Below are 22,194 nucleotides of genomic sequence, written 5' to 3'. Positions count from 1 at the left end.
TGTCCCACCGGGAGGCGTACGCTCTGCGCTGCCTCCGATGGCCGACGACAGGAAGCGGTACGGCACATGGCGAACGAGCTGCGGCAACCCCCGCCCGAGTCCCGGCCGTTGCTCGAACGCCGCCGGGAGCTGCGGGCCCTCGACTCGGCGCTGGCGGCCCTGCGGGACAGCGCCGACGGCGTGCCCCAGGCGCCGCGCGGCGGGCTGCTCGCCTTCACCGGCCCGGCCGGGGTGGGCAAGACCGCCCTGCTGACCGAGGCCCGTACGCGGGCCCGCGCCCGGGGCTTCACCGTGCTGTCGGGCCGGGGCGGCGAGAACGAGCAGGAGCTGGCGTTCCACGTGGTGCGCCAGCTCGTGCAGCCCGCGCTGGCGACCATGGACGAGACGGAGCTCCGTACCTTCCTGGGCAGTTGGTACGACATCGTCGCCGCCGCGCTCGGCCTGGTGGCGACACCGAGCGGCCACGCGCCGGACCCGACCGGGGTGCGTGACGGCCTGGACTGGGTGATGACGCGTCTGGCGGTCAAGAAGGCACCCGTGGTCCTCCTCCTGGACGACCTGCACTGGGCCGACGTCGAGTCGCTGACCTGGCTCTCCTCGTTCGCTCCCCGGGCCGTGGACCTGTCCCTGCTGATGGTGGTCGCCTACCGGCCCGACGAACTGCCGCCGGAGGCGGACTCCTTCGGCACCCCCGAGACGGGCAACCGGCCTTTCGCCCTGGTACCGCTAAGCGCCACGGCAGTGGCGCGGATCGTCCGGGACGAAGTGGGCGAGCAGGCCGAGGACGGGTTCTGCGAGGAGTGCTGGGAGGTCACCGGAGGGAGCCCGTTCGAGGCCGTCGAACTGGCCATCAGGCTCGGCGAGCACCGTCTGCGCGGCACCGGCGAGGACCTGCCCCTCATGCGCGACCTGGCCGCCGCCGTGACGGGGCCGGGACTGATCGAGCGCCTCCACGGGTTCGGCACCACGACCGTCCGGTTCGCCTACGCGGCCGCCGTGCTGGGCCAGGCCATCTCGCAGGAGCTGGCCGCCCGCATCGCGGCGATCGGCAGCACGGCGGCGGCCGAGGCTGCGGACAGACTGCGCGCCGCCCGCATCCTGACCGACGGCGACGGGCCCGGCGGCCGCCTGGAGTTCGTCCATCCGACCATCGCCACCACGATCTACCGGGCCATCGGGACGAGCCTGCGGGAGGGCATGCACAACTCGGCCGCCGAGGCCGTCCGCGCGGCCGGACTCGGCCCCACGGCGGCGGCCCGGCACCTGCTGGAGGTCCCCTGCGAGGGCAGTGCCGAGGCCATCGCCTGTCTGCGGCAGGCCGCGCGGGAGTATCTGCACTCCGGCGCCCCGGAGGCGGCCCGGCGGCTGCTGGACCGCGCGCTGCAGGAGCCGCCCCTCCCCGAGGAGCGCGCCGCCCTGCTGCACGAACTGGCCTGCGCCACCTTCCTCATCAAACCCGCGGCTACCGTCAGGTATCTGCGGGAGGCGCTGGCGGAGGACGGCATCGATCCCGAGCTGCGCGCCTCGATGGTGTACCGGCTGACCCAGGCGCTGGCCCACACGGACCGGATGGCTCAGGCCGCGACGGTGGCCGCCGACGAGGCGCGGCGGGCGGCCGGCCACCCCCGCATCCGGCTGCGGATGCAGGCCGACCACTTCGTCTGGAGCGCGTTCCGCACCGACGAGCAGGGCTCGGCCGGCCGTTCGCGCAGGCTCGCCCGGCTGGCCGACCGCCTGACCGGCCGCCGGCTGGAGGAGCGCTACATCCTCGGGCTGCGGGCGTGGGACGCCATGATGTGCGGCGAGCCCCGGCAGAAGGCCCTCGCGTACGCCGAGAAGGCCCTGGACGGCGGCCTGAGCTGGACCCATGAGAACCGCGGCTTCGAGGTGCCGGTCTCGGTCGCCCTGGTGTTCATGTACTGCGACCAGCCGCGACGGGCCGAGGAGCTGTTCGCCAAGGGCGTGGCCGAGTGCGAGTCCAAGGGCTGGCGCGGCTCCCACCTGGCCCTGGGCCAGACCCTGTCCGCCTACATCCGCTACCGGCGGGGCAGCCTCGCCGAGGCCGAGAACCTGGTCCGGGAGGGGCTGGACATCGCCGACCGGGTGGAAGGGGCCGTACCCGCCCAGTGGTTCGCCATCGGCATCCTGATCCAGACCCTGCTGGCCCGCGGCCGGGTGGTGGCGGCGCGCCGGCTCGCCGACAAGTACCGCTACGGGGACATCATCCCGAACGCCGTCATCTATCCCGACCCGCGCACGGTCTACGCCGAGCTGCTCCTGGCGGAGGACCGGCCCGACGAGGCGGCCGCCCTGCTGTCCGCCGTGGGCGAGTGGCTGGAGGGCCGGGACTGGCGCAACCCCGCCTGGTGCCCGTGGCAGCTGGGTCTGGCGAAGGCCCTGTACCGCCGTGCTCCGGACCGGGCCGTGCACCACGCGCGGGACGCCGTGAAGCGGGCCCGGGACTTCGGCGCGGCCTCGGCGATCGGCCAGGCGCTGCACGCCCAGGCGGAGGTGACGGGCGGTGAGGCGGCGCTCGACCTGCACGCGCAGGCCGTCGACCATCTGCAGCGCTCCCCGGCCGCGTACGAGCTGGCCCGTGCCCTGGTCGGCCACGGCGCCGCGCTGGCCCGCAACGGCCGTCTGCACGACGCCGCCGACCGGCTCTACCAAGGTCTGGAGGGCGCGGTGCACTGCGGCGCCGAGGGGCTGGCCGCACGGGCCAGGCGGGAGCTCTCCGCCGCCGGGCTCCGCCCGCTCCCCCTGCGCTACGCCCACACGGACATGCTCACGGCGCAGGAACGCAGGGCGGCCGAGCTGACGGTCCAGGGCCACCCGGCCTCCGTGGTCGCGAAGGACCTTCGGATCACCGAGCAGGGGGTACGCCAGCAGTTGTCGTCGGTCTTCCGCAAGCTCGGCACGGACGCGACGGGCCTGGCCGACGCCCTGGCGGCCTGCCCCCGCACGGGGCGCTGACGCGACCTGGCTCCGCCGCTCAGCGCGGTCGCACGTTGTGCCGGGCCCGGTGCCCCATCTGCTCCCGGAAGCCGCGCGTGCCTCACATCGGGCCGGGGCCCGCCCCGCCCTTGAGGCGCTCCAGGTCGGAGGGGCGGACCTGGATGACGAGCAGGGCGATCACCGCGGCGACGGCGGTGAAGATCGCCGCCACGATGAAGGCGGCCGAGACACCGGCGGTGAGGATCTCGTCCGACCAGGGTTTGGGCAGTTGCCCGGTGCGTTCGAACCGCAGGCGTTCGGCCGGGGTGGCCTGCCGGAGGAAGTCCGGGACCTGCCTGTCGGCCTCGTTGGTGCTGGCCGTGCCGTACATCGTCACCAGGATGGACAGGCCGAGGGAGCCACCGACCTGCTGGGTGGCGTTCAGGAGGCCGGAGGCCGCGCCGGTCTCCGGGGTGGGCACGTCGGAGAGCGCCATGAGGGTCAGCGACACGAACTCCATGCCCATGCCGAGGCTGAAGACGAGCATGGGTCCGAGGACGCTGCCGGCGTAGGTGGAGTGCACGTCGGTCAGGGTGAGCCAGGCCAGTCCGGCCGCCGCCAGGATCGCGCCGAGCACCATGAAGGGCTTGGGCCCGTACACGGGCAGGAACCGCGAGGCCAGTCCGGCGCCGACGGCGATGACCGCGCTGACCGGCAGGAACGCGAGGCCGGCCGCCAGCGGGCTGAACCCCAGCACGTTCTGCACGAAGAGCGTCAGGAAGAAGAACATGCCGAAGATCGCGGCGGCGAGGCACAGCATGATGCCGTAGGTGCCCGCGCGGTTGCGGTCGGCGAACATGTGCAGGGGGGTGATGGGCTGTCTGGAGCGCCGCTCGATCAGGATGAAGGCCACCAGCAGCACCACGGCCCCGGCGAACGAGGCCAGGGTGAGCGCGTCGCGCCAGCCCTCCTGCGCGGCCCGGATGAACCCGTAGACCAGCAGCACCATGCCCGCGGTGGAGGTGACCGCGCCGGTGATGTCGAAGCGCCCGGGGTGGCGCTCGGACTCCCGGATCCACTTGGGTGTGGCGAGCACGATGAGCAGGCCGATGGGCACGTTGACGAACAGCACCCACCGCCAGTTCAGCCACTCCACCAGCATTCCGCCGGCGAGCAGGCCGATGGCGCCGCCGCCCGCCGAGACCGCGGCGAACACCCCGAAGGCGCGGTTGCGTTCCGGGCCCTCGCGGAAGGTGGTGCTGATCAGGGCGAGGGACGTCGGGGAGGCGATGGCGCCGCCGACACCCTGCAGGGCGCGGGCGGCGAGGAGTTGGCCGGAGTTCTGGGCGAACCCGCCGAGCAGTGAGGCCAGTACGAAGAGGAGCACGCCGAAGATGAACACGCGCCGCCGGCCCAGGATGTCGCCGGCCCGGCCGCCGAGCAGCAGCAGTCCGCCGAAGGTGAGCGTGTAGGCGTTCACCACCCACGACAGGCTCGTGGTGGAGAAGTCCAGCGAGCTCTGGATGTGCGGGAGCGCGATGTTCACGATGGTGATGTCGAGGACCACCATCAACTGGCAGGAGGCGATGACGAACAGCGCCATCGCGTTCCCGCCGCCACCGGGTTCCCTGGTGGCGGTCGTCCGTGGTGCGGCCGGCTGCGGGCTGCTGCCTGCGGTGTCCACCGTTCGACGGTACGCCCGCCTCCCGGACCTCACCACTCGTGCCGTCCGGCGCGCCGGTCGCGCCCGCTCGGGGGCGGCCTTCGGGCGGGCGGTGAAAACCCGATCGTGATCCGCGTTTCGCTCGTCCAGCACACCCGTCTCGTGCGGGGAGCGTGCGCCGCGCTGCTGTCCCGTGAGGACGACATCGAGGTCGTCGCCGAGACCGACGGCGACGTGGTGGCGCGTGCCCTGGCGTGCCGGCCCGACGTGGCCGTGATCGACGTGGACTCCGCCACCGGGTCCGGCTGGGTGTGAGCCCTGCCGGGCCCGGATCGCCCCCTGGCAGAGGACGGCCGGGCGGGTCATCGAGGGTGTAACTGCCCGGCCTTCGTGGGCCCTCACGCCCCTGTTCCGGGAGCCGGCCCGAGCAGCTCAGAGCCGGAGCGGCGCGGACCAGCGCCGTTCGTCACGCGTACGGCGTGAGGCCGTACCGGGGACCCGGGAGGAACGTCGGTGCCGGATGGGCGTTCCGCCCGGCTGCTCCCGGTCAGCGGCCGCCGCGGATCAGTCCGGTGAGATAGCGCCACAGGGAGGAGCGCTGCCGGGCGGACGGGTCGGGCAGGACCTCCCCGGCCGCCTCGGGGGCGGGGTCGTCCACCGTCCCCGCCCGTCGCGCGGGCGTCGGGGCGAGTTCGTAGCGCACGGGCAGTGAGCGCAGGCCGCGCATGAACGGGGAGGAGCGCCAGGGCAGTTGGTCGGCGGGCAGGGCCAGATCGAGGTGGTGGAACCGCTCGAAGACGCGCCCCGCCCCGACCGCCGCGACCGTGGAGGCGAGTTCGCGGGCCGGGCACTGGCGGGGTCCGGCCCCCCAGGACAGGTGCGCCCGGGTGCTGATGGTGGTGCCGGAGGCGACGTGGTCGGCGAAGAGCGGATCGGCGTGCGCGGCGGCCGAGGAGACCCACACCGGGTCGCCGGCCCGGATCGTGTAGTTGCCGAGCGGGGTGTCCCGGGCCGCGAAGCGCGGGACGAAGTTGACCAGCGGCGGCTTGCGCATGACGACCCGGTTCATGGTCTCCCTGACCATGCCGGCGGACAGGCTGGCGCGCACGCTGCTCTCGCCCGAGATGACCTCCACGACGGTGTTGGAGATGAGGATGCCGACGTGGTCGGAGGTCATGCCGAGCAGCATGAACAGTTCGCGGGCCAGATGGTCGAGCGACAGGTCGGGGTGGGCGGCCAGCAGGTAGGAGGGGAAGTCGTCGCCGGGCTTCTCCAGCTTCAGCGCGGCCAGTTCGGCCAGCGTCGCCAGCAGCCGTTCCAGCGCGGCCTCGGCGTCCGGGCCCGCGTCGAGCACGCGCCACATGTCCATCAGCGCGTCGTCGCCCTGGGAGCCGGGGAAACCGAGCAGGTGGCTCGCCACCATCAGCGGCAGCGGCCGGGAGAACTGTGCGGACAGGTCGGCCACGCCGGTCTTCCCGCCCTGCCCGATCAGGGTGATCAGTTCGTCGGCGTAGGCGGTGACGGCGGACTTCAGGCGCTTGGCCTGCGGGTGGCGCGGGTCCTGGAAGGGCTTGAGGGCGACGTCCCAGGCGGTGCGCAGCGGCCGGTAGCCGGGGCCGCCCTGGATCAGGATGTGGTTGACCTCCAGGGACGGGCGGAGCGGCCAGTCGGAGGGCACGCGGCCCTCGGAACGGGCCCGCCAGTTCTCCAGCCCCTTGGGCCAGCCGTCGTCGTCCTGGAGCACCTGGAGCGCCTCGCGGTAGCCGAGGACGAGCCAGGCGGGCACGCCCAGCAGGTCGACGGGGGCGACCGGGCCGTGCTGCCTGCGCAGCCGTTCGTACACGAGCGCGGGGCGCGTCTCGTAGTCCCGGGTCAGCAGCGGTTCGGGACTCAGTGTCTCCAGCCGCGTGTCGTCCAGGTCCACGGATCCGCCGTCATCCCACTGGGAGTCCATCGTCTTGCCACCCTCCGACACGCCCTGTACCGGCACACCATCAGTCGGTAGCCGGAAACGGTGGGGACCCTACCCCAGGGGCGACTCGCCGGTAGCGACGGGGGGTGGGTGACGGGCGGCTGAGGTCACGGGGCCCGCCCCGCTGCGCGAGCGTTTCTGCAGGGCGGGCCGGCCGGGTCCGGTGTCCGGGCGTTCATCCGCCTCACTCACGCCCCGCGCCTGCCCGCCGCCCCGGAAATGATCTCTCCGGGTCAGCACATCGCATCGACGAGGACGCGGGCCTTACGGGCACGCGTCACCGTGCGCCCGAGCGCCTCGGGCGCGGGGAGCGGGCGGGCCGGCCGGGTCCGCTCACCCCAGGAAGCTCAGCCGCACCTTGCGATCCGGGTTGTCCCGGTTGGTGTCGACCAGGCACACCGACTGCCAGGTCCCGAGCTCCAGCCGCCCACCGAGGACCGGCAGGGTCGCGTGCGGCGGGACGAGGGCCGGCAGGACGTGGTCGCGGCCGTGGCCGGGGCTGCCGTGCCGGTGTTGCCAGCGGTCGTCGGCGGGCAGCAGCGTGTGCAGCGCGGCCAGGAGGTCGTCGTCGCTGCCGGCGCCGGTCTCCAGCACGGCGATGCCGGCCGTCGCGTGCGGGACGAAGACGTTGAGCAGGCCGTCGCGCCCGGCGGCCGCCTCGCGCAGAAAGGACTCACAGTCGCCGGTGATGTCGACGACCCTCTCCGCGGAACCGGTGGTGATGTGCAGAACTCGGGTGGTGAAGGCATCTGGCATACCCTCCATCCTGACGCACCCGGCGGGGTTCACCCGGACCCGGCCGGCCGTGTTCCGGTACCGCCGGTCCACTGGACGAGACGCCCGTTGACCGTGCGCATGCCATCTGACTAGGTTTTGCGGCATGTTGCGTTCAGCCCTGCTCACCACGCGCGGTCACATCGACCTGCTGCGGGTGGCCTCCGCCGCGTGTCGCCGCGGCCGCTGACGCCCCTCCCCCCTCTTCCCCCTCTTCTCCTTTCGCCGCCCCTTCCCGCCTTCGTCGCGCCTGCCCGCCGGCCGGTACGGCCCGGGTCCGCTCGGCGTGACGCGCGTGTGAGGCGTGCCCTCACCTCGGCCCCCCGCTCTCCTCCCGTGGAGCCTTCATGAGCATCAGCCATGCCCCGCCCACCCCTTCGAAACCCGATATATCGCCTATGGAGGGTTCCGGTCCCGACCTTCAGCCCCTGGTCCCCGCCTCCTCCCGCCGTGCCCGGGTCCCCCGCTGGCTGCGCCGCACCAGCGGTCCCGTCCTGCTGCTGGCACTCTGGCAACTCCTCAGCAGTTCCGGCGTGTTGCCCTCGGAGGTCCTCGCCTCGCCCGGCCGCATCGCGCGGGTCGCCGGGGACCTGGTGGCGGACGGTTCACTGCCCGCGGCCATGGCCACCTCGCTGCAGCGGGTCGCCGCCGGGCTCGCGCTGGGCCTGGTCGTGGGGACCGGACTCGCCCTGATCTCCGGTCTGTTCCGGATCGGCGAGGACCTCGTGGACGCGCCGGTGCAGATGCTGCGGACCGTGCCGTTCGTGGGTCTGATCCCGCTGTTCATCATCTGGTTCGGCATCGGCGAGGCGCCCAAGGTCGCCATCATCACGCTCGGCGTGACCTTCCCGCTCTACCTCAACGTCTACGCCGGGATCCGTGGCGTGGACGCCCAGTTGATCGAGGCCGGGGAGTCGCTGGGGCTCTCACGCCGGGGACTCGTGCGGCACGTGGTGCTGCCGGGGGCACTGCCCGGCGCGATGACCGGCCTGCGCTACTCGCTCGGCATCGCCTGGCTCGCGCTGGTCTTCGCCGAGCAGGTCAACGCCGACTCCGGCATCGGGTTCCTCATGGTGCAGGCGCGGGACTTCCTGCGGACCGACGTGATCGTGGTCTGCCTGGTCGTCTACGCCTTCCTCGGCCTGCTCGCCGACTTCATCGTCCGCTTCCTCGAAAGGCTGCTGCTGCAATGGCGACCGACGTTCACCGGCCGGTGATCCCGCAGGCGGTCCACGTCCAGGGGCTCACCCGCTCCTTCGACGGGCGCGCCGTCATCGACGACCTGCGACTGGACGTCCGGCCGGGCGAGTTCGTGGCCCTGCTCGGCCGCAGCGGCTGCGGCAAGTCGACACTGCTGCGCATCCTCGCCGGGCTCGACCGCGAGATCGAGGGCACCGTGCTGGTGCCGCGCCGCAAGGCCGTCGCCTTCCAGTCGCCGCGGCTGATGCCGTGGAAGAAGGTGTGGCGCAACGTCCTGCTCGGTCTGCCCGGCAAGCCCGAGCGCGCCGTAGCCGAGCAGGCCCTGGACGAGGTCGGCCTCGGCCACCGCTCCGACGCCTGGCCCAAGACCCTGTCCGGCGGCGAGGCCCAACGCGCTTCCCTGGCGAGGGCTTTGGTGCGCGAGCCCGATCTGCTGCTGCTCGACGAGCCGTTCGGCGCGCTCGACGCGCTCACCCGCATCAAGGCCCAGCGGCTGGTGGGCGAGTTGTGGCAGCGCCGGGGCTGCGCGGTGCTGCTCGTCACCCATGACGTCGAGGAGGCCGTGCTGCTCGCCGACCGGGTCCTGGTGATGGACGGCGGTGTCATCGCGCACGAGCAGCGCGTCGGTCTCGACCGGCCCCGGGACATCACCGACCCGCGCTTCGCCGCGCTGCGCGCCGGCCTGCTCGGACGCCTCGGTGTCGAGGCGACGGCCGCCGGCACCGCCTGACCCTCCCCGCGACGACCGTAGGACCCGCCCGTACGCCCCTGCCGTTACGGCTCACACGAACGGAACCGCCATGCGACGACACCTCCCCCCCGCCGCCCTGCTCCTCCCCCTGGCCCTGCTGCTCACCGCCTGCGGCGGGAACTCGTCCGCCAGTACGTCGGACGGCGGCACCGACGGCCAGGGCTCGGTCACGATCAGCGTCGGTGATCAGAGGGGCGGCTCGGAGGCCGTCCTGCGGGCCGCCGGGGAGCTGGACGACCTCGACTACCGGATCAAGTGGTCGACGTTCACCTCCGGTCCGCCCCTGCTGGAGGCCGTCAACGCGGGGGCCGTCGACATCGGCGGCGTCGGCAACACCCCGCCGGTCTTCGCGGCCGGGGCGGGCTCGAAGATCAAGGTGGTGGCGGCCTGGCACGGCACCTCCAAGGGCGACACCATCCTCGTCCCGGACGACTCGCCCCTGAAGCGCCCGGAGCAGCTCAAGGGCCGCTCGGTCGCCGTCGCGCAGGGCTCCTCCGCGCACTTCCAGCTGGTCGCGTCCCTGAAGAAGGCCGGGCTGAAGCTGAGCGACGTCCGGGCCAAGTACCTCCAGCCGGCCGACGCGCTCGCCGCGTTCACCGCAGGCAAGGTCGACGCGTGGGCGGTCTGGGACCCGTACACCTCGCAGATCCTCAAGGGCGGGCAGGGCCGGGTGCTGACCGACGGCGACGGGGTGACCAACGGGCACACCTTCCAGGTCGCCGCACCGGCCGCGCTGAAGGACGGGAAGAAGGCGACCGCCGTCGAGGACTACCTGGAGCGGCTGCGGCGCGCCTACACCTGGGTCCACGACCACGAGGAGGAGTGGGCGAAGGTCTGGGCGAAGGAGACCGGGCTCCCCGAGGACGTGGCCCTGGCGGCGGTGAAGCGGACGTACACGACCCGGATCGCGGTGGCGGTCGACAAGCCGCTGATCGCCTCCGAGCAGGAGATCGCCGACACGTTCACGGCGCTGAAGCTCATCCCGCGCGAGGTCGACTTCGCCGCGTTCACCGACACCCGGTTCAACGGCGACCTGCCGCCGTCGACGTCGGCGGCCCGGCCCTCGAAGGCCTCGTAGCGGGGAAGATCCTCGCCTTCGGCACGGTTGGTAGAAGCGTGAACAACACACGCGAGGTCGAGGCGGTCGTCATAGGCGCGGGTCAGGCCGGTCTGGCCGGCGCCTATCACCTGCGGCGATCCGGTTTCGAGCCGGAGCGCGACTTCGTCGTGCTGGACCACTCCCCCGGGCCCGGCGGCGCCTGGCAGTTCCGCTGGCCGTCGCTGACCTACGGCAAGGTGCACGGGATGCACGCGCTGCCGGGGATGGAGCTCACGGACGCGGACCCGGCGCGGCCGTCGGCCGAGGTGATCAGCGCGTACTTCGACTCCTACGAGCGGGCCTTCGACCTCAGGGTGCGGCGGCCGGTCGACGTGCGGGCGGTGCGCGAGGGCACCGGCGGGCGGCTGCTGGTGGAGACCTCGGACGGGGTGTGGTCGGCACGGGCGCTGATCAACGCGACCGGCACCTGGGACCGGCCGTTCTGGCCGCGCTACCCGGGCCAGGAGACCTTCACGGGGCGACAGCTGCACACCGCGCAGTACCCCGGCCCGCAGGAGTTCGCCGGGCAGCGGGTCGTGGTGGTGGGCGGCGGCGCCTCGGGCACGCAGCATCTGCTGGAGATCGCCCCGTACGCCGCGGCCACCACGTGGGTGACGCGGCGCCCGCCGGTCTTCCGCGAGGGGCCGTTCGACGAGAACGCGGGCCGGGCGGCCGTCGCCCTCGTCGAGGAGCGGGTACGGCAGGGGCTGCCGCCCCGCAGCGTGGTCTCGGTGACGGGGCTGCCGCTGAACGACGCGATCCGGCAGGGCATCGCGGACGGGGTGCTGGACCGGCAGCCGATGTTCGACCGGATCACCCCGGACGGAGTCGCGTGGGACGACGGTCGGCACGTCGACGCCGACGTCATCCTGTGGGCCACCGGCTTCCGCCCGGCCATCGACCACCTGGCTCCGCTTCGGCTGCGCGGCCCCGGCGGCGGCATCCGCATGGAGGGCACGCACGCGGCCGCCGATCCGCGCGTCCACCTCGTCGGCTACGGCCCCTCGGCCAGCACGATCGGCGCGAACCGCGCGGGCCGGGCGGCGGTGCGCGACATCAGGCGGCTGCTGGAGCGGGAGCCGGCCGCCGCCTAGGGCTCACCCACCAGACGGCCGGCCGCGTCGGGAGCGGCCGCGGCCGGCCCGTCGGTTCCCCGTGTCCTCAAGGGCGCGCCTCCGCGCTCTTGGCGCGGTGGGCGTTGAACTCCGCCACGTTGCGCGTGTGTTGGCGGTAGTCGGCGGTGAAGCGGGTGTCGCCCGGGCGGACCGTGACGAAGTAGAGCCAGTCGCCCGGGGGCGGGTTGACGGCGGCGCGCACGGCGTCCTCGCCGGGGTTGTCGATGGGGGTGGGCGGCAGGCCCATGCGCTGGTAGGAGTTGTAGGGGCTGTTGATCCGGGTGTCGCTCGCCGTGGTCCGCAGGGTGGAGCGGTTCAGGGCGTAGTTGAGGGTGGAGTCCATCTGCAGCGGCATGCCGCGTTCCAGGCGGTTGAAGATCACCCGGGCGACCTTGCCCATGTCGGCGCGGGTGGCGGCCTCCGCCTGGACGATGCTGGCGATGGTGACGGCCTGGTAGACGTTCATGGCGTTGCGCTGCGCCCCGGCGGCGATGGGAACGCCGTTGAACTTCTCGTTGGCGGTGTCGACCATGAGCTGCAGGAGCTTCTCCGGCTTCGCCTTCTCCGGGAGCGGATAGGTGGCCGGGAAGAGGTACCCCTCCGGGTTGCCCTCGGCGTCGTTCGGCAGCTTCAGCATCGCCTTCGCGAGGGACTTCTTCGTGCTTCCGGCGGGCAGGGCGAGGGCCTTGTCGACGGCGGCGTAGACCTGGCTCGCGCGCCAGCCCTCGGGGATCACCAGGGTGGTGGGGCGGCTCTCCTCCTCGGGCGGCAGGGTCAGCAGCGGCACCGCCACGGCGGTACCGACCACGACGGCCCCGGTCACGACGAGGGCGATACGGCCCCGGCGCGTCAGTCGAATCGTGCTCCGTGGCGGAGTGTTCTTCTGCATGCGGGCACGGTAACCCGCATATCGCCACAAACCCGGCATATTTTCATCTTGTCGGCTCCAGTTGGGCGTCCCGGCGTACGAGGGCGGCGTAACGGCCGTCCTGCCGCAGGAGTTCCTCGTGCGTGCCGCGTTCGACGGCCCGGCCCGCGTCGAGGACGACGATCTGGTCGGCGCCCCGGACGGTGGACAGCCGGTGGGCGATGGTGATCGTGGTGCGGTTCGCCGACAGGGCGTCGATGGCGTCCTGGACGGCGGCCTCGGTGCGGTTGTCCAGCGCGCTGGTGGCCTCGTCGAGGACGAGGACCGGCGGGTCGCGCAGGATCGTGCGGGCGATGGCCAGGCGCTGCTTCTCCCCGCCGGAGAAGCGGTGGCCGCGTTCGCCGACGACGGTGTCGTACCCGTCGGGGAGGGACGCGATGTGATCGTGGATCTGTGCCGCCTTCGCCGCCCGGTGCAGCTCCTCGTCGGTGGCGTGGGGCTTGGCGAAGCGCAGGTTGTCGGCCACCGAGGCGTGGAAGAGGTACGTCTCCTGCGAGACGACGCCGACCGCGCGGGCCAGGGTGTCGAAGTCGAGGTCGCGGACGTCGACCCCGTCGAGCGTGACGCGGCCGCCGGTGACGTCGTAGAGCCGGGGCACCAGGTAACCGAGCGTGGATTTGCCGGCGCCGGTGGGGCCGACGATCGCGAGGCTGCCACCGGCCGGGACCGTGAGGTCGATGCCGTCGAGGACCGGGCCGCCCTTGTCGTCGTAGCCGAAGGAGACGTTCTCGAAGCGGACCTCTCCCTTGATCCGGTCGAGGCGGACCGGGTCCGGGCGTTCGGTGATGTCGATCGGCAGGTCGAGGTACTCGAAGATGCGCTGGAAGAGGGCGAGCGAGGTCTGGATCTGCACACCGGTCGACAGCAGGCTCACGGCGGGGCGGAACAGGCCCTGCTGGAGCGAGACGAAGGCGACGATCGTGCCGATGGAGACCTGAGGGCCGCCCAGCCGGAAGGCCATGCCGGCGGTCCAGTAGATGACGGCGGGCAGGGCGGCCATGACGATAGTGATGACGGCCATGCGCCAGCGGCCCGCCATGTTGGAGCGCACCTCCAGGTCGACGAGCTCCTCGGACTCGTCGGCGAAGGACTTCGTCAGCGAGTCGGAGCGGCCCATCGTGCGGCCGAGCAGGATGCCGCTGACGGAGAGCGACTCGGTGACCGTGGCGGCCATGGCGGCCATCTGCTTCTGACGCTGGGTGGTGATCTTCCGGCGTTCGTTGCCGACGCGGCGGCTGATCCACACGAACACCGGGAGCAGCAGCAGCGACACGACGGTCAGGCGCCAGTCGAGGACGATCATCGCGACGATGGTGGCGATCACGCTGGTGGCGTTGGAGACGAGCGAGGTCGCGGTGGAGGTGACGGTGGCCTGCATGCCGCCGATGTCGTTGGCGATGCGGGACTGCACCTCACCGGTGCGGGTGCGCGTGAAGAACGCCAGGGACATGCGCTGCAGACGGCCGTAGACCGCGGTGCGCAGGTCGTGCATGACGCGCTGGCCCACCGTCGTGGAGATCAGGGTCTGCAGCACGCCGAAGACGCTGGTGAGGACGGCGCTGAGGATCATGCCGAGGGCGAGCAGGCTGAGCAGGCCCGTGCGCCCCTCGGGGATGGCGACGTCGAGGATCTCCTTCAGCAGGAAGGGCGTGGCGACCGAGACCAGCGACGCGGCGCCGACCAGCAGGCCGACGATCGCGAGCCGGCCGCGGTAGGGGCGGAAGAGGCGCAGGATGCGGCGGACCTGCCGGGGCTGTTCCTCCGCTCCCGCGGGTGGGGTCCAGGGGGCTTCACGGTCGGGATGCATGGGCTCCTTCGAGAGGGTGCGGCGGGTCGGATCGTAGCTCATTGTTACCTACACTCACAATGAACATCATCCTGATATTGTTCCCGCATGACCACCCCCGATCCCGACGGCCTGCTCGCCGAGCAGTTGCTCCGGCTCACCCGCCGGGTGCACCGCATCCAGAAGCGTCATCTGGCCCAACGCGAGCTGGGCATCACGCCGGCGCAGTCCCGGCTGCTGCGCACGCTCGCGCACTGGGGTTCGCCGCCGCGCATGGCCGACCTGGCCGAGCGCCTGGAGGTGGTGCCGCGAGCCGTGACATCGCTGGTCGACGGGCTGGAGGCGAGCGGCAAGGTGCGGCGGGTGCCGGATCCGGCGAACCGGCGCGTGATCCGCATCGAGCTCACGGACGACGGGCGGGCCGCGCTGCGCGAGCTGCGGGCGGCGCGCAGGTCGGCGGCGGAGGAGATCCTCGCGCCGCTGACGGAGGATCAGCGGGAAGCGCTCGGGGAGTTGCTGGACACCCTCGTCGACGGCGCCCCCGTGCAGTCCTGCTGACCCGGGCGGTACCGGCAGCCGCCGGGGCCACCGCCGGTTCCGCCTCGGCGGCGACCGAGGCACGCGTCCGGAACCGGCCGGCCGGTTCCGGACGCGTGCTTGCGGTCCCTTCGCGTCAGCAGCGGTCGCGGTCCTCGGTGAGCACGCCCTGCACGGTGGTCAGCGTCCGGTCGTGGCAGCCGTGCGAGCCGTACAGGCGGTGGCGTTCGCTCGTGGTGCCGACCGCGTGGCGCTGGTCGCGGGGCACGTTCGCCGTGTAGGTCGCGTCGCCCGAGTAGGTGTCGTCGAGCCGTGACCAGGCGGTGCGCCGGGTGCCATCTGTCTCGACGGTCGTGGCGCGGTCGCCGAGGGTCAGGACGGTGCGCAGCCGGTCGCCCGCGCCGAGGGTGGTCGTGCCGTCCATCGTGTAGGTGCGGTACGTGCGCGTGGCGCGGCCGTCGATCGTCACCGACTCGGCGTCGGTCCACGTGGCTTCCAGCGCGTCACTCGTCTCGCCGTCGGTCCAGCGGTGCGCGGAGGTGTGGGCCAGAGCGCGGGCGACGGTGGTGTGGACGCGGCCGTGCGAGGTGTCGACGTAACCGGCGACGGTGAGGCGGTGGGCGCCCTCGGTGTCCACCCGGTGTTCCGGACCGGGTGTGTGGACGGAGGAGCCGGTCAGGTCTCCCGCACGGTGCGCGGTGAGCTGTCCGGTGACCCGCGCGCGCCGCTCGTCCTGCCAGACGAGGACCTTCACGGGCGTGCTCCAGCCGGTCTGTCCCTCGGGTACGCCCACCACCGAGACCTCGACGCGGTGCGGGCGGCCGTCGTTGAGGACCCCGGCGAAGGGGGTGAGGTCGTAGGTGATCGGCTTGACGTCGAAGGCGCGCGGGCCGGGGATCACGTACCAGAGGAACGGGTTGGACCAGCCCCCGGTCCACACGGTCGGGAACGGCGTGGCGATGCCCGCCAGCCGGCCGTCGACGCGGATCTGCACCTCGCGGTAGGGTACGCGGCCGGCCTTGCAGGAGTAGGGCGCCGGGTCGGGCACGGTCAGGTACCAGTACTCCTCGCAGCCGCCGCCGGAGCCGGTCGCGTAGACCTCGGCGACGATGCGTTCGCTGTTGCGCGGGGTGGTGAGGGTCGTGCCGCCGTCGAGGGTGAGGACCCGGTCGGGGTTCGCGGGGCCGGGGACGCCCGGGTGGAAGGTCAGTGTCACCTCGACGTCGAGCACGCCCGTGTAGGTGTCGTCGACGACGTTCCCGATGAGCATCTCGACGTCCTGGCTCCGGCGGAAGGTGTCGGCGTAGCGCGTGACGTCCTTCTCCACCGACCACTCGATGCCGTCGGGCGAGGGCTGCGGCGTCGAGGTGCGGAGGATCTCGACCCCGCCGACGCGTACGTGGCCGAGCCGGTCGTACTGACGGCCCTTCACCTTGCCGTCGAGCCGCAGCACCACCCTGCTCCAGCGGTCGCCGCAGTCCTGGGGCGGGGTGTAGGTGCCGCGGTAGGGGGTGAAGTCGCGGAACTGCGCCCGCGCGAGGGTGACGTCGCAGGACTTCCCGGGCGGCCGCTCGACGGGCGGGGCGGCCGTGACGGGGTCGTGCCAGTCGGTGCCGAACTCGGTGGGGACATCGGCCGCCTGGGCGGGACCGGTCCCGAGGAGGGTGCTCGCCAGGAGCGTCGCCCCGGCAAGCATGGACATGACGATTCGGCTCTTCATGTGCGGTGTTCTACGGGCAGTCCGCCGCCCGCGCAATGCGCACCGGTGCGCCGGGGCCGCCCTGTTCCCACCCGTGTCGGCCGGTTCCGTTCGGTGGGCGGAAAACCTGTTGCCTCCGACCACGTGGCGACGCGAACCTGTCACGGTTTGCTGCCTCCGGCCCGCACCCCTCACCCCGACTCCCCCTACCCCCCGTTCTCCCTGACACGAGCCACTGGGACGTCATGCAGATTCAAGACCTTCCGTATCCCGACCCGGGCGTGCCGGACGCGCGTTCGGGGCCCCGATTCCTGTGGTGGCTCTTCCGCAACCAGCTGGGCGGTCAGCTCAAGTCACTGGGCTGGGGGCTGCTGCACTTCGCCTCCGTCGCCGCCCTGCCGTTCTGCGTCGGTGTCGCCGTCCAGGCCGTCGTCGACCGCTCCGGCTCCCACCTGGCGCTGGCGGGCGGCCTGCTGGCGCTGGCCTGTGTCGGCAACGCGGTCGGGGACACCTTCCTGCACCGCACCGCCATCACCAACTGGATCACGGCCGCCGCCCGCGTCCAGCAGCTCCTCGCCCGCAAGGCCGCCCGGTTGGGCCCGGCGCTGACCCGGCGCGTCGCAGCCGGTGAGGTCGTGGCCGTGTCCACGGGCGACGTGGAGAAGATCGGCTGGTTCGTCGAGGCCCTGTCCCGCTTCACCGCGGCCCTCGTCACCATCGTGCTGGTCTGCGCCGGCCTGCTGGTCTACCAGCCGGCGCTCGGCGTGGTCGTCGCCGTGGGCCTGCCCGCGCTGGCACTCGCCGTGCTGCCGCTGCTGCCGCGCGCCACCCGGCGCGCCGACGTCCAGCGGGAGAAGGCCGGACGCGCCACCGAACTCGCCTCGGACACCGTCGCCGGCCTGCGCGTGCTGCGCGGCATCGGCGGGGAGGAACTGTTCCTCGACCGCTACCGCAGCGCCTCCCAGGAGGTTCGCCACGCGGCCGTGCGCAGCGCCCGGATGTGGTCCCTGATCTCCGCGATCCAGGTCCTGCTGCCGGGGCTGCTGCTCATCGCCGTCGTCTGGCACGGCGTGGGGCTGGCCCGCCAGGGCCGGATCACCGTAGGTGAACTGGTCACCGTCTACAGCTCGGTGATGGTCCTCACCTATCCCCTGCGGCACTTCGAGGAGATCGCCATGGCGTACTCCTTCTCCCGGCCCTCGGCCAAGCGGGCCGCGGGCGTGCTGTCGCTGGAGCGGGCCACGGACACGGCCGGATCGCGCGCCGCCGAGATCCCCTCGGGCGACCTGTACGACCCGGGGACCGGACTGCTCGCGCGGGCCGGCCTGCTGACCGCCGTGGTCTGCGGCGACCCGGACGCGGCGGGCCGGCTGGCGGAACGGCTCGGCGGACACCCCTCGCAGGAGGGCGTGCCCGTGCTGCTGGGCGGGGTGCCGCTGGACGACCTGCCGCTGGACAGCGCCCGTACGGCCGTCCTCGTCCAGGACAAGGACCCGGTGCTGCTGTCGGGCACACTGCGCGAGCTGCTCGACGTGCCCGCCTCGGGCGACGTCCCGCCCGAGGCGGCACTGGCGGCCGCGCAGTGCGACGACGTGCTGGCGGCGCTGGTGCAGGGCTCGCTGAACGCGGCCGACCCCATGGACGCGCGGATCACCGAGCGCGGCCGGTCCCTGTCCGGCGGCCAGCGGCAGCGGCTCGCGCTCGCCCGGTCGCTGATCACCGACCCGGAGGTGCTCGTCCTGGACGAGCCGACCTCCGCCGTCGACTCGCACACCGAGGCACGGATCGCCCAGGGCGTACGGGAGGTGCGTGCCGGACGCACGACCGTGGTGTTCACCTCCTCGCCCCTGCTGCTGGACCGCGCCGACCGGGTGGCGTTCCTGCACGAGGGCGAGGTCGTGGCGGTGGGCACCCACCGCGAACTGGTGCACACCGAGCCGCGCTACCGGGCCGTGGTCACCCGCGAGACGGACGACGAGGCCGCGCTGGACGGCTCCGTCGCCCTGAAGGACGTACTGCAGGAACTGGAAGAGATCGAGGAGAAGGCATGATCGGCGTCGCGCCCCCGGCGTACGACCCGGCGGCTCCGACCACGGCGAGCACGCTGCCCGTCGGTGCCCCGGCGACCGTCCGCGCGTACGTGGCCGAACTGCTGCGGCGCCACCGCCGGGCGTTCCTGCTGCTGATCGCCGTCAACACGGCGGCCGTCCTCGCCTCGATGGCCGGTCCGTGGCTGCTGGGCGGGCTCGTGGAGCGGGTGTCCGACGGGGCCCGGGACCTGCGGCTGGAGCTCACCGCCGGGCTGTTCGTGGTGGCACTGGCCGTGCAGGCGGTGTTCGTCCGTCAGGTGCGGCTGCGCGGCGCCATGCTGGGCGAGCGGATGCTGGCCGACCTGCGCGAGGACTTCCTCGTGCGGTCGGTCGGGCTGCCGCCGGGCGTGCTGGAGCGGGCCGGGACCGGCGACCTGCTGTCCCGGATCACCACGGACGTCGACCGGCTGGCCAACGCGATGCGCGAGGCCGTGCCGCAGCTGTCGATCGGCGTGGTGTGGGTGGTCCTGCTGATGGGCGGGCTGGTCGTCACGGCACCGCCGCTGGCGCTCGCCGTGCTGGTCGCGCTGCCGCTGCTGATCGTCGGCTGCCGCTGGTACTTCCGGCGGGCGCCGGCCGCCTACCGCTCGGAGGCCGCCGGGTACGCCGCGGTGGCCGCCGTCCTCGCCGAGACCGTGGACGCGGGCCGGACCGTGGAGGCCCACCGCCTGGGCGAGCGCCGGATCGCGCTGTCGGAGCAGCGGATCCGGGAGTGGACGGCCTGGGAGCGCTACACGCTCTGGCTGCGGTCGGTGCTCTTCCCGGTCGTCAACGTCACCCACGTGACCGTGCTGGCCTCGGTGCTGCTGATCGGCGGTGTGTTCGCCCTGGAGGGCTGGATCGACGTCGGCCAGCTCACCACCGGCGCCCTGATCGCGCAGATGCTGGTCGACCCGGTCGGCATGATCCTGCGCTGGTACGACGAGCTGCAGGTGGCGCAGGTGTCGCTGGCCCGGCTCGTCGGGGTCCGCGACATCGAGCCGGACGCCGGGGACGCCGCGGTGGTGCCCGAGGGACGCCAGGTGCGCGCGGACCGGGTCCACTTCGGCTACCGGGAGGGCGTGGACGTCCTGCGCGAGGTGTCCCTGAAGGTCGCGCCCGGCACCCGGCTGGCCCTGGTCGGCCCCTCCGGTGCGGGCAAGTCCACCCTGGGACGGCTGCTCGCCGGGATCTACGCGCCGAGGAACGGCCGTGTCACGCTGGGCGACGCCGAGCTGTCCCGGATGCCCGCCGAGCGGGTCCGCTCGCACGTGGCCCTGGTCAACCAGGAGCACCACGTCTTCGTCGGCTCCCTGCGCGACAACCTCCGGCTCGCCCGGACCGGCGCGGTCGACGCCGAGCTGTGGGCGGCGCTCGGCGCGGTCGACGCGGACGGCTGGGCCCGGGCCCTCGACGACGGCCTGGACACCGAGGTCGGCTCGGGCGGCTTGGCGCTCACCCCGGCGCAGGCCCAGCAGATCGCCCTGGCGCGCCTGGTGCTGGCCGACCCGCACACGCTGGTCCTGGACGAGGCGACGTCCCTGCTCGACCCGCGCGCCGCCCGCCACCTGGAGCGGTCCCTGGCCCGGGTCCTCGACGGCCGCACGGTGGTCGCCATCGCGCACCGGCTGCACACCGCGCACGACGCCGACGTCATCGCGGTCGTCGAGAACGGCCGGATCAGCGAGCTGGGCAGCCACGAGGAGCTGGTCGCGGCGGACGGGGCGTACGCGGCGCTGTGGCGGTCCTGGCACGGCTGAGCGGGCTGGGGCTGGGCGCCCGGGGGTCGTGGCGTTGCGCGGTGCCGAGGCTCGGTGGAAGGCTGGAAGCAGGCACCGGCTCGGGGAAGCCGGCGGGCGAGCGGTCCCCGGGCGGCGCCGGTGCGGTGCGGCGGCGGCCCGGCGCGGGCCCCGACGGCGGGCCCGTCCCCACCCCCTGGAGGTACCCGTGAACAGCTCCGACGGCTGGGGAGACGACGTCTACCAGCCGGATCAGGACGAGCAGAGAGAGGACACGGGGCTGCTCGACGCCGAGGACACCCTGGAGTACGACGGCGTCGACGATCCCCTGGACCGGGGCTGGTCCCCGCCGGAGCGGCCGTGGGCCGTCGAGCACCTCGGAGTGACGGCGGCCGAGCGGCTGCGGGGCGAGACGCTGGACCAGCGGCTCGCCGAGGAACTGCCCGACACCGTCGCCCAGGACGGCGACGGTCTCGGGGACTGCGCGGGCAGCGACGGGGAACTCCTGGACAACGAGGTCGGCGCCGCCCGCTCCGGCCGGCTCGTCGCCCCCGACGAGGGCGCCCACGAGGACGAGGAGCCCGCGCTGGTCGCCACGGACGTGGGCATCGACGGCGCCGCGGCGTCGGCCGAGGAGGCAGCCGTCCACATCGTCGACGAGGACACCCTGCCCGGTTGATCGCACCGGTTGATCGCACCCGTTGATTGCAGAACGGACCCGAGCCGCCCGAGGAGCATCCATGCAGCAGGACAAGCACCCCGACTACCACCCCGTCGTCTTCCGCGACCGCGCCGCCGGGTACGCCTTCCTCACCCGGTCCACGGCGACCAGCGACCGGACCATCGAGTGGGACGACGGCGAGACCTACCCGGTCGTGGACGTGGAGATCTCCTCGGAGAGCCACCCCTTCTACACGGGCAAGGCCCGCACGGTGGACTCGGAGGGCCGGGTCGCGGCCTTCGAGCGGCGGTACGGCAGCGGCTGAGCCCCGTCCCCCGGCGCCGCGGGCCCGGCTGGTGGACGGCGCTCAGATCACGTTGAGCGCCGCCGCGCAGCCCACCCCGCCGAGCAGCATGAACGCCGGCATCAGCACCCTGAGTTCGACCCAGCTGCCCGCCCGGAACCGCATGAACCTCGGCGGCCCGACCGGGTACCAGCGCTTGCGCCCGACCGGGATGGGCCACAGGATCGGGCAGCCGGAGACGGTCAGCGCGTCCCCGATGTCGTGCACGATCGCCCCCAGCACCACCGGCAGGCCCAGCCACAGGTACTCCTGGCCCGGCGCCGTGAACAGCCAGTCCGCGCCGTTGCCCGGCTTGGCGAGCATGCCCGCGAGGATCCACGCCGTGGTCGCGGCCAGCAGCCACACCAGGACGTCGGCGCTGGAGCCGCGGGTCGCCCGCCACAGCAGGCCCTCGATGGCCAGGACCAGGTGCACGAAGAGGATGGCGAGCACGCCCCAGCGGTCACTGCTGATCGCCACGAACGAGGTGCCCACGCCGATCAGCACCGCCCACAGCCAGGTGTGCGTGAGCGTGCGGTGCCCGCCGGAGCGGCGCGGGTCGCCCTGCTTCTTCGTGGCCTTGTAGACGGCGTACGACAGCTTGTCGACGATCTCGCACAGCCAGCGCGACAGCGGCCCGAAGGACCGGGAGATGGTGGCGGCCTTGTGGTCCAGGTCCGGGGCGAGGGCGGCTCCGGCGCAGATCAGGGCGCCGACGAGGAGGACCGGCCAGGGCATCGGCTGCCCGGCGGCGGCCGCGGCCGCACCGACGCCGAGCCAGGCGGCGGCGCCCGACAGTGAGTGTGCTGGTCCCATCATGGCCGTTGCCCGCCCCATTCCTCGTGTGCCGCTGTCCAGTTGACCGGGAGCGCTGACGCGTCGTCGGCGCCTCAGCGTAGCGTTCGTGATCTTCCGGACCGCAGC

At 73.1% G+C, this 22,194-nt stretch carries 19 protein-coding genes; 12 read left to right on the top strand and 7 right to left on the bottom strand.

The features are described 5' to 3' along the window. Positions 1-66: 66 nt before the first annotated feature. Positions 67-2,973, top strand: coding sequence for an ATP-binding protein (locus ABTZ58_RS28275; protein ID WP_351362459.1), 2,907 nt, complete (start codon positions 67-69; stop codon positions 2,971-2,973). A gap of 82 nt (positions 2,974-3,055) precedes the next feature. Here the strand turns inward: ABTZ58_RS28275 and ABTZ58_RS28270 are convergent, their stop codons facing one another. Continuing rightward, positions 3,056-4,537, bottom strand: a complete 1,482-nt coding sequence (locus ABTZ58_RS28270) for an MFS transporter (protein ID WP_351362614.1) — start codon at positions 4,535-4,537, stop codon at positions 3,056-3,058. 186 nt (positions 4,538-4,723) lie between these two features. Here ABTZ58_RS28270 and ABTZ58_RS28265 point away from each other — a divergent pair, with 186 nt between their 5' ends. Next, positions 4,724-4,912: a response regulator gene (locus tag ABTZ58_RS28265; RefSeq protein ID WP_351362456.1), complete on the top strand. Its 189-nt coding sequence runs from the start codon at positions 4,724-4,726 to the stop codon at positions 4,910-4,912. A 232-nt stretch (positions 4,913-5,144) separates the two neighbouring features. Here ABTZ58_RS28265 and ABTZ58_RS28260 read toward each other — a convergent pair whose 3' ends face one another. Continuing rightward, entirely contained in the window at positions 5,145-6,551 is a 1,407-nt protein-coding gene (locus ABTZ58_RS28260) for a cytochrome P450 (RefSeq protein ID WP_351362453.1), read from the bottom strand. Positions 6,552-6,902: 351 nt separating this feature from the next. Continuing rightward, positions 6,903-7,325 carry a secondary thiamine-phosphate synthase enzyme YjbQ gene (locus tag ABTZ58_RS28255; RefSeq protein WP_351362450.1) on the bottom strand — a complete coding sequence of 141 codons (423 nt, stop codon included), beginning with the start codon at positions 7,323-7,325 and terminating at the stop codon, positions 6,903-6,905. A gap of 124 nt (positions 7,326-7,449) precedes the next feature. Here ABTZ58_RS28255 and ABTZ58_RS28250 point away from each other — a divergent pair, with 124 nt between their 5' ends. From ABTZ58_RS28250 to ABTZ58_RS28230, 5 genes are all read left to right on the top strand, one after another. Beyond that, positions 7,450-7,533: a putative leader peptide gene (locus tag ABTZ58_RS28250; protein WP_313884353.1), complete on the top strand. Its 84-nt coding sequence runs from the start codon at positions 7,450-7,452 to the stop codon at positions 7,531-7,533. A gap of 157 nt (positions 7,534-7,690) precedes the next feature. Further along, a complete protein-coding gene (locus ABTZ58_RS28245) occupies positions 7,691-8,560 on the top strand; it encodes an ABC transporter permease (RefSeq protein ID WP_351362446.1) in 870 nt (289 codons plus the stop codon). Further along, positions 8,533-9,273: an ABC transporter ATP-binding protein gene (locus ABTZ58_RS28240; protein ID WP_351362443.1), complete on the top strand. Its 741-nt coding sequence runs from the start codon at positions 8,533-8,535 to the stop codon at positions 9,271-9,273. Before ABTZ58_RS28245 ends, ABTZ58_RS28240 begins: the two co-directional genes overlap by 28 nt. Before the next feature lie 70 nt (positions 9,274-9,343). Continuing rightward, on the top strand, positions 9,344-10,372 hold the full coding sequence (locus tag ABTZ58_RS28235) for an ABC transporter substrate-binding protein (RefSeq protein ID WP_351362440.1): 1,029 nt from the start codon (positions 9,344-9,346) through the stop codon (positions 10,370-10,372). 38 nt (positions 10,373-10,410) lie between these two features. Next, positions 10,411-11,487, top strand: a complete 1,077-nt coding sequence (locus ABTZ58_RS28230) for an NAD(P)-binding domain-containing protein (RefSeq protein WP_351362437.1) — start codon at positions 10,411-10,413, stop codon at positions 11,485-11,487. Between the two features lie 67 nt (positions 11,488-11,554). Here ABTZ58_RS28230 and mltG read toward each other — a convergent pair whose 3' ends face one another. Beyond that, complete coding sequence (gene mltG, locus ABTZ58_RS28225; RefSeq protein WP_351362434.1) at positions 11,555-12,397, bottom strand: endolytic transglycosylase MltG; 843 nt, start codon at positions 12,395-12,397, stop codon at positions 11,555-11,557. Between the two features lie 43 nt (positions 12,398-12,440). Further along, the gene (locus ABTZ58_RS28220; protein WP_351362431.1) at positions 12,441-14,243 is read right to left on the bottom strand and encodes an ABC transporter ATP-binding protein; all 1,803 of its coding nucleotides are present in this window, start codon (positions 14,241-14,243) and stop codon (positions 12,441-12,443) included. 87 nt (positions 14,244-14,330) lie between these two features. Here ABTZ58_RS28220 and ABTZ58_RS28215 point away from each other — a divergent pair, with 87 nt between their 5' ends. Then, complete coding sequence (locus ABTZ58_RS28215; RefSeq protein WP_351362428.1) at positions 14,331-14,780, top strand: MarR family winged helix-turn-helix transcriptional regulator; 450 nt, start codon at positions 14,331-14,333, stop codon at positions 14,778-14,780. A 115-nt stretch (positions 14,781-14,895) separates the two neighbouring features. Here the strand turns inward: ABTZ58_RS28215 and ABTZ58_RS28210 are convergent, their stop codons facing one another. Then, positions 14,896-16,479: a peptide-N4-asparagine amidase gene (locus ABTZ58_RS28210; RefSeq protein WP_351362424.1), complete on the bottom strand. Its 1,584-nt coding sequence runs from the start codon at positions 16,477-16,479 to the stop codon at positions 14,896-14,898. A gap of 224 nt (positions 16,480-16,703) precedes the next feature. Between ABTZ58_RS28210 and ABTZ58_RS28205 the strand changes: the two genes are divergently transcribed. From ABTZ58_RS28205 to ABTZ58_RS28190, 4 genes are all read left to right on the top strand, one after another. After that, positions 16,704-18,509 (top strand): ABC transporter ATP-binding protein, encoded by a 1,806-nt coding sequence (locus ABTZ58_RS28205; protein WP_351362421.1) that lies wholly within the window; start codon positions 16,704-16,706, stop codon positions 18,507-18,509. After that, on the top strand, positions 18,506-20,287 hold the full coding sequence (locus ABTZ58_RS28200; RefSeq protein WP_351362418.1) for an ABC transporter ATP-binding protein: 1,782 nt from the start codon (positions 18,506-18,508) through the stop codon (positions 20,285-20,287). The genes ABTZ58_RS28205 and ABTZ58_RS28200 overlap by 4 nt, the downstream gene beginning before the upstream one ends. Before the next feature lie 187 nt (positions 20,288-20,474). Next, positions 20,475-20,945 carry a DUF5709 domain-containing protein gene (locus ABTZ58_RS28195; RefSeq protein ID WP_309094680.1) on the top strand — a complete coding sequence of 157 codons (471 nt, stop codon included), beginning with the start codon at positions 20,475-20,477 and terminating at the stop codon, positions 20,943-20,945. A 61-nt stretch (positions 20,946-21,006) separates the two neighbouring features. Further along, positions 21,007-21,252 (top strand): type B 50S ribosomal protein L31, encoded by a 246-nt coding sequence (locus ABTZ58_RS28190; protein WP_309094679.1) that lies wholly within the window; start codon positions 21,007-21,009, stop codon positions 21,250-21,252. A gap of 42 nt (positions 21,253-21,294) precedes the next feature. On the opposite strand, the gene ABTZ58_RS28185 is transcribed toward ABTZ58_RS28190, so the two are convergent. After that, on the bottom strand, positions 21,295-22,089 hold the full coding sequence (locus ABTZ58_RS28185) for a metal-dependent hydrolase (protein WP_351362415.1): 795 nt from the start codon (positions 22,087-22,089) through the stop codon (positions 21,295-21,297). Between the last annotated feature and the right edge of the window lie 105 nt (positions 22,090-22,194).

Origin of the sequence: Streptomyces sp. NPDC094143, from assembly GCF_040303825.1 — a bacterium.
GTDB lineage: Bacteria > Actinomycetota > Actinomycetes > Streptomycetales > Streptomycetaceae > Streptomyces.
Note: the sequence above shows the minus strand (reverse complement) of the source record. Positions and strands in the feature narration are given on the sequence as shown.

Excerpts from the sequence above, each read along its gene's own strand:
- ABTZ58_RS28220 (WP_351362431.1), bottom strand. The coding sequence starts at position 14,243 with ATGCATCCCGACCGTGAAGCCCCCTGGACCCCACCCGCGGGAGCGGAG.
- ABTZ58_RS28200 (WP_351362418.1), top strand. The coding sequence starts at position 18,506 with ATGATCGGCGTCGCGCCCCCGGCGTACGACCCGGCGGCTCCGACCACG.
- ABTZ58_RS28260 (WP_351362453.1), bottom strand. The coding sequence starts at position 6,551 with ATGGACTCCCAGTGGGATGACGGCGGATCCGTGGACCTGGACGACACG.
- ABTZ58_RS28245 (WP_351362446.1), top strand. The coding sequence starts at position 7,691 with ATGAGCATCAGCCATGCCCCGCCCACCCCTTCGAAACCCGATATATCG.
- ABTZ58_RS28270 (WP_351362614.1), bottom strand. The coding sequence starts at position 4,537 with ATGGCGCTGTTCGTCATCGCCTCCTGCCAGTTGATGGTGGTCCTCGAC.
- ABTZ58_RS28185 (WP_351362415.1), bottom strand. The coding sequence starts at position 22,089 with ATGATGGGACCAGCACACTCACTGTCGGGCGCCGCCGCCTGGCTCGGC.
- ABTZ58_RS28190 (WP_309094679.1), top strand. The coding sequence starts at position 21,007 with ATGCAGCAGGACAAGCACCCCGACTACCACCCCGTCGTCTTCCGCGAC.
- ABTZ58_RS28255 (WP_351362450.1), bottom strand. The coding sequence starts at position 7,325 with ATGCCAGATGCCTTCACCACCCGAGTTCTGCACATCACCACCGGTTCC.
- ABTZ58_RS28250 (WP_313884353.1), top strand. The coding sequence starts at position 7,450 with ATGTTGCGTTCAGCCCTGCTCACCACGCGCGGTCACATCGACCTGCTG.
- ABTZ58_RS28210 (WP_351362424.1), bottom strand. The coding sequence starts at position 16,479 with ATGAAGAGCCGAATCGTCATGTCCATGCTTGCCGGGGCGACGCTCCTG.
- ABTZ58_RS28275 (WP_351362459.1), top strand. The coding sequence starts at position 67 with ATGGCGAACGAGCTGCGGCAACCCCCGCCCGAGTCCCGGCCGTTGCTC.
- ABTZ58_RS28235 (WP_351362440.1), top strand. The coding sequence starts at position 9,344 with ATGCGACGACACCTCCCCCCCGCCGCCCTGCTCCTCCCCCTGGCCCTG.
- ABTZ58_RS28240 (WP_351362443.1), top strand. The coding sequence starts at position 8,533 with ATGGCGACCGACGTTCACCGGCCGGTGATCCCGCAGGCGGTCCACGTC.
- mltG (WP_351362434.1), bottom strand. The coding sequence starts at position 12,397 with ATGCAGAAGAACACTCCGCCACGGAGCACGATTCGACTGACGCGCCGG.
- ABTZ58_RS28215 (WP_351362428.1), top strand. The coding sequence starts at position 14,331 with ATGACCACCCCCGATCCCGACGGCCTGCTCGCCGAGCAGTTGCTCCGG.
- ABTZ58_RS28205 (WP_351362421.1), top strand. The coding sequence starts at position 16,704 with ATGCAGATTCAAGACCTTCCGTATCCCGACCCGGGCGTGCCGGACGCG.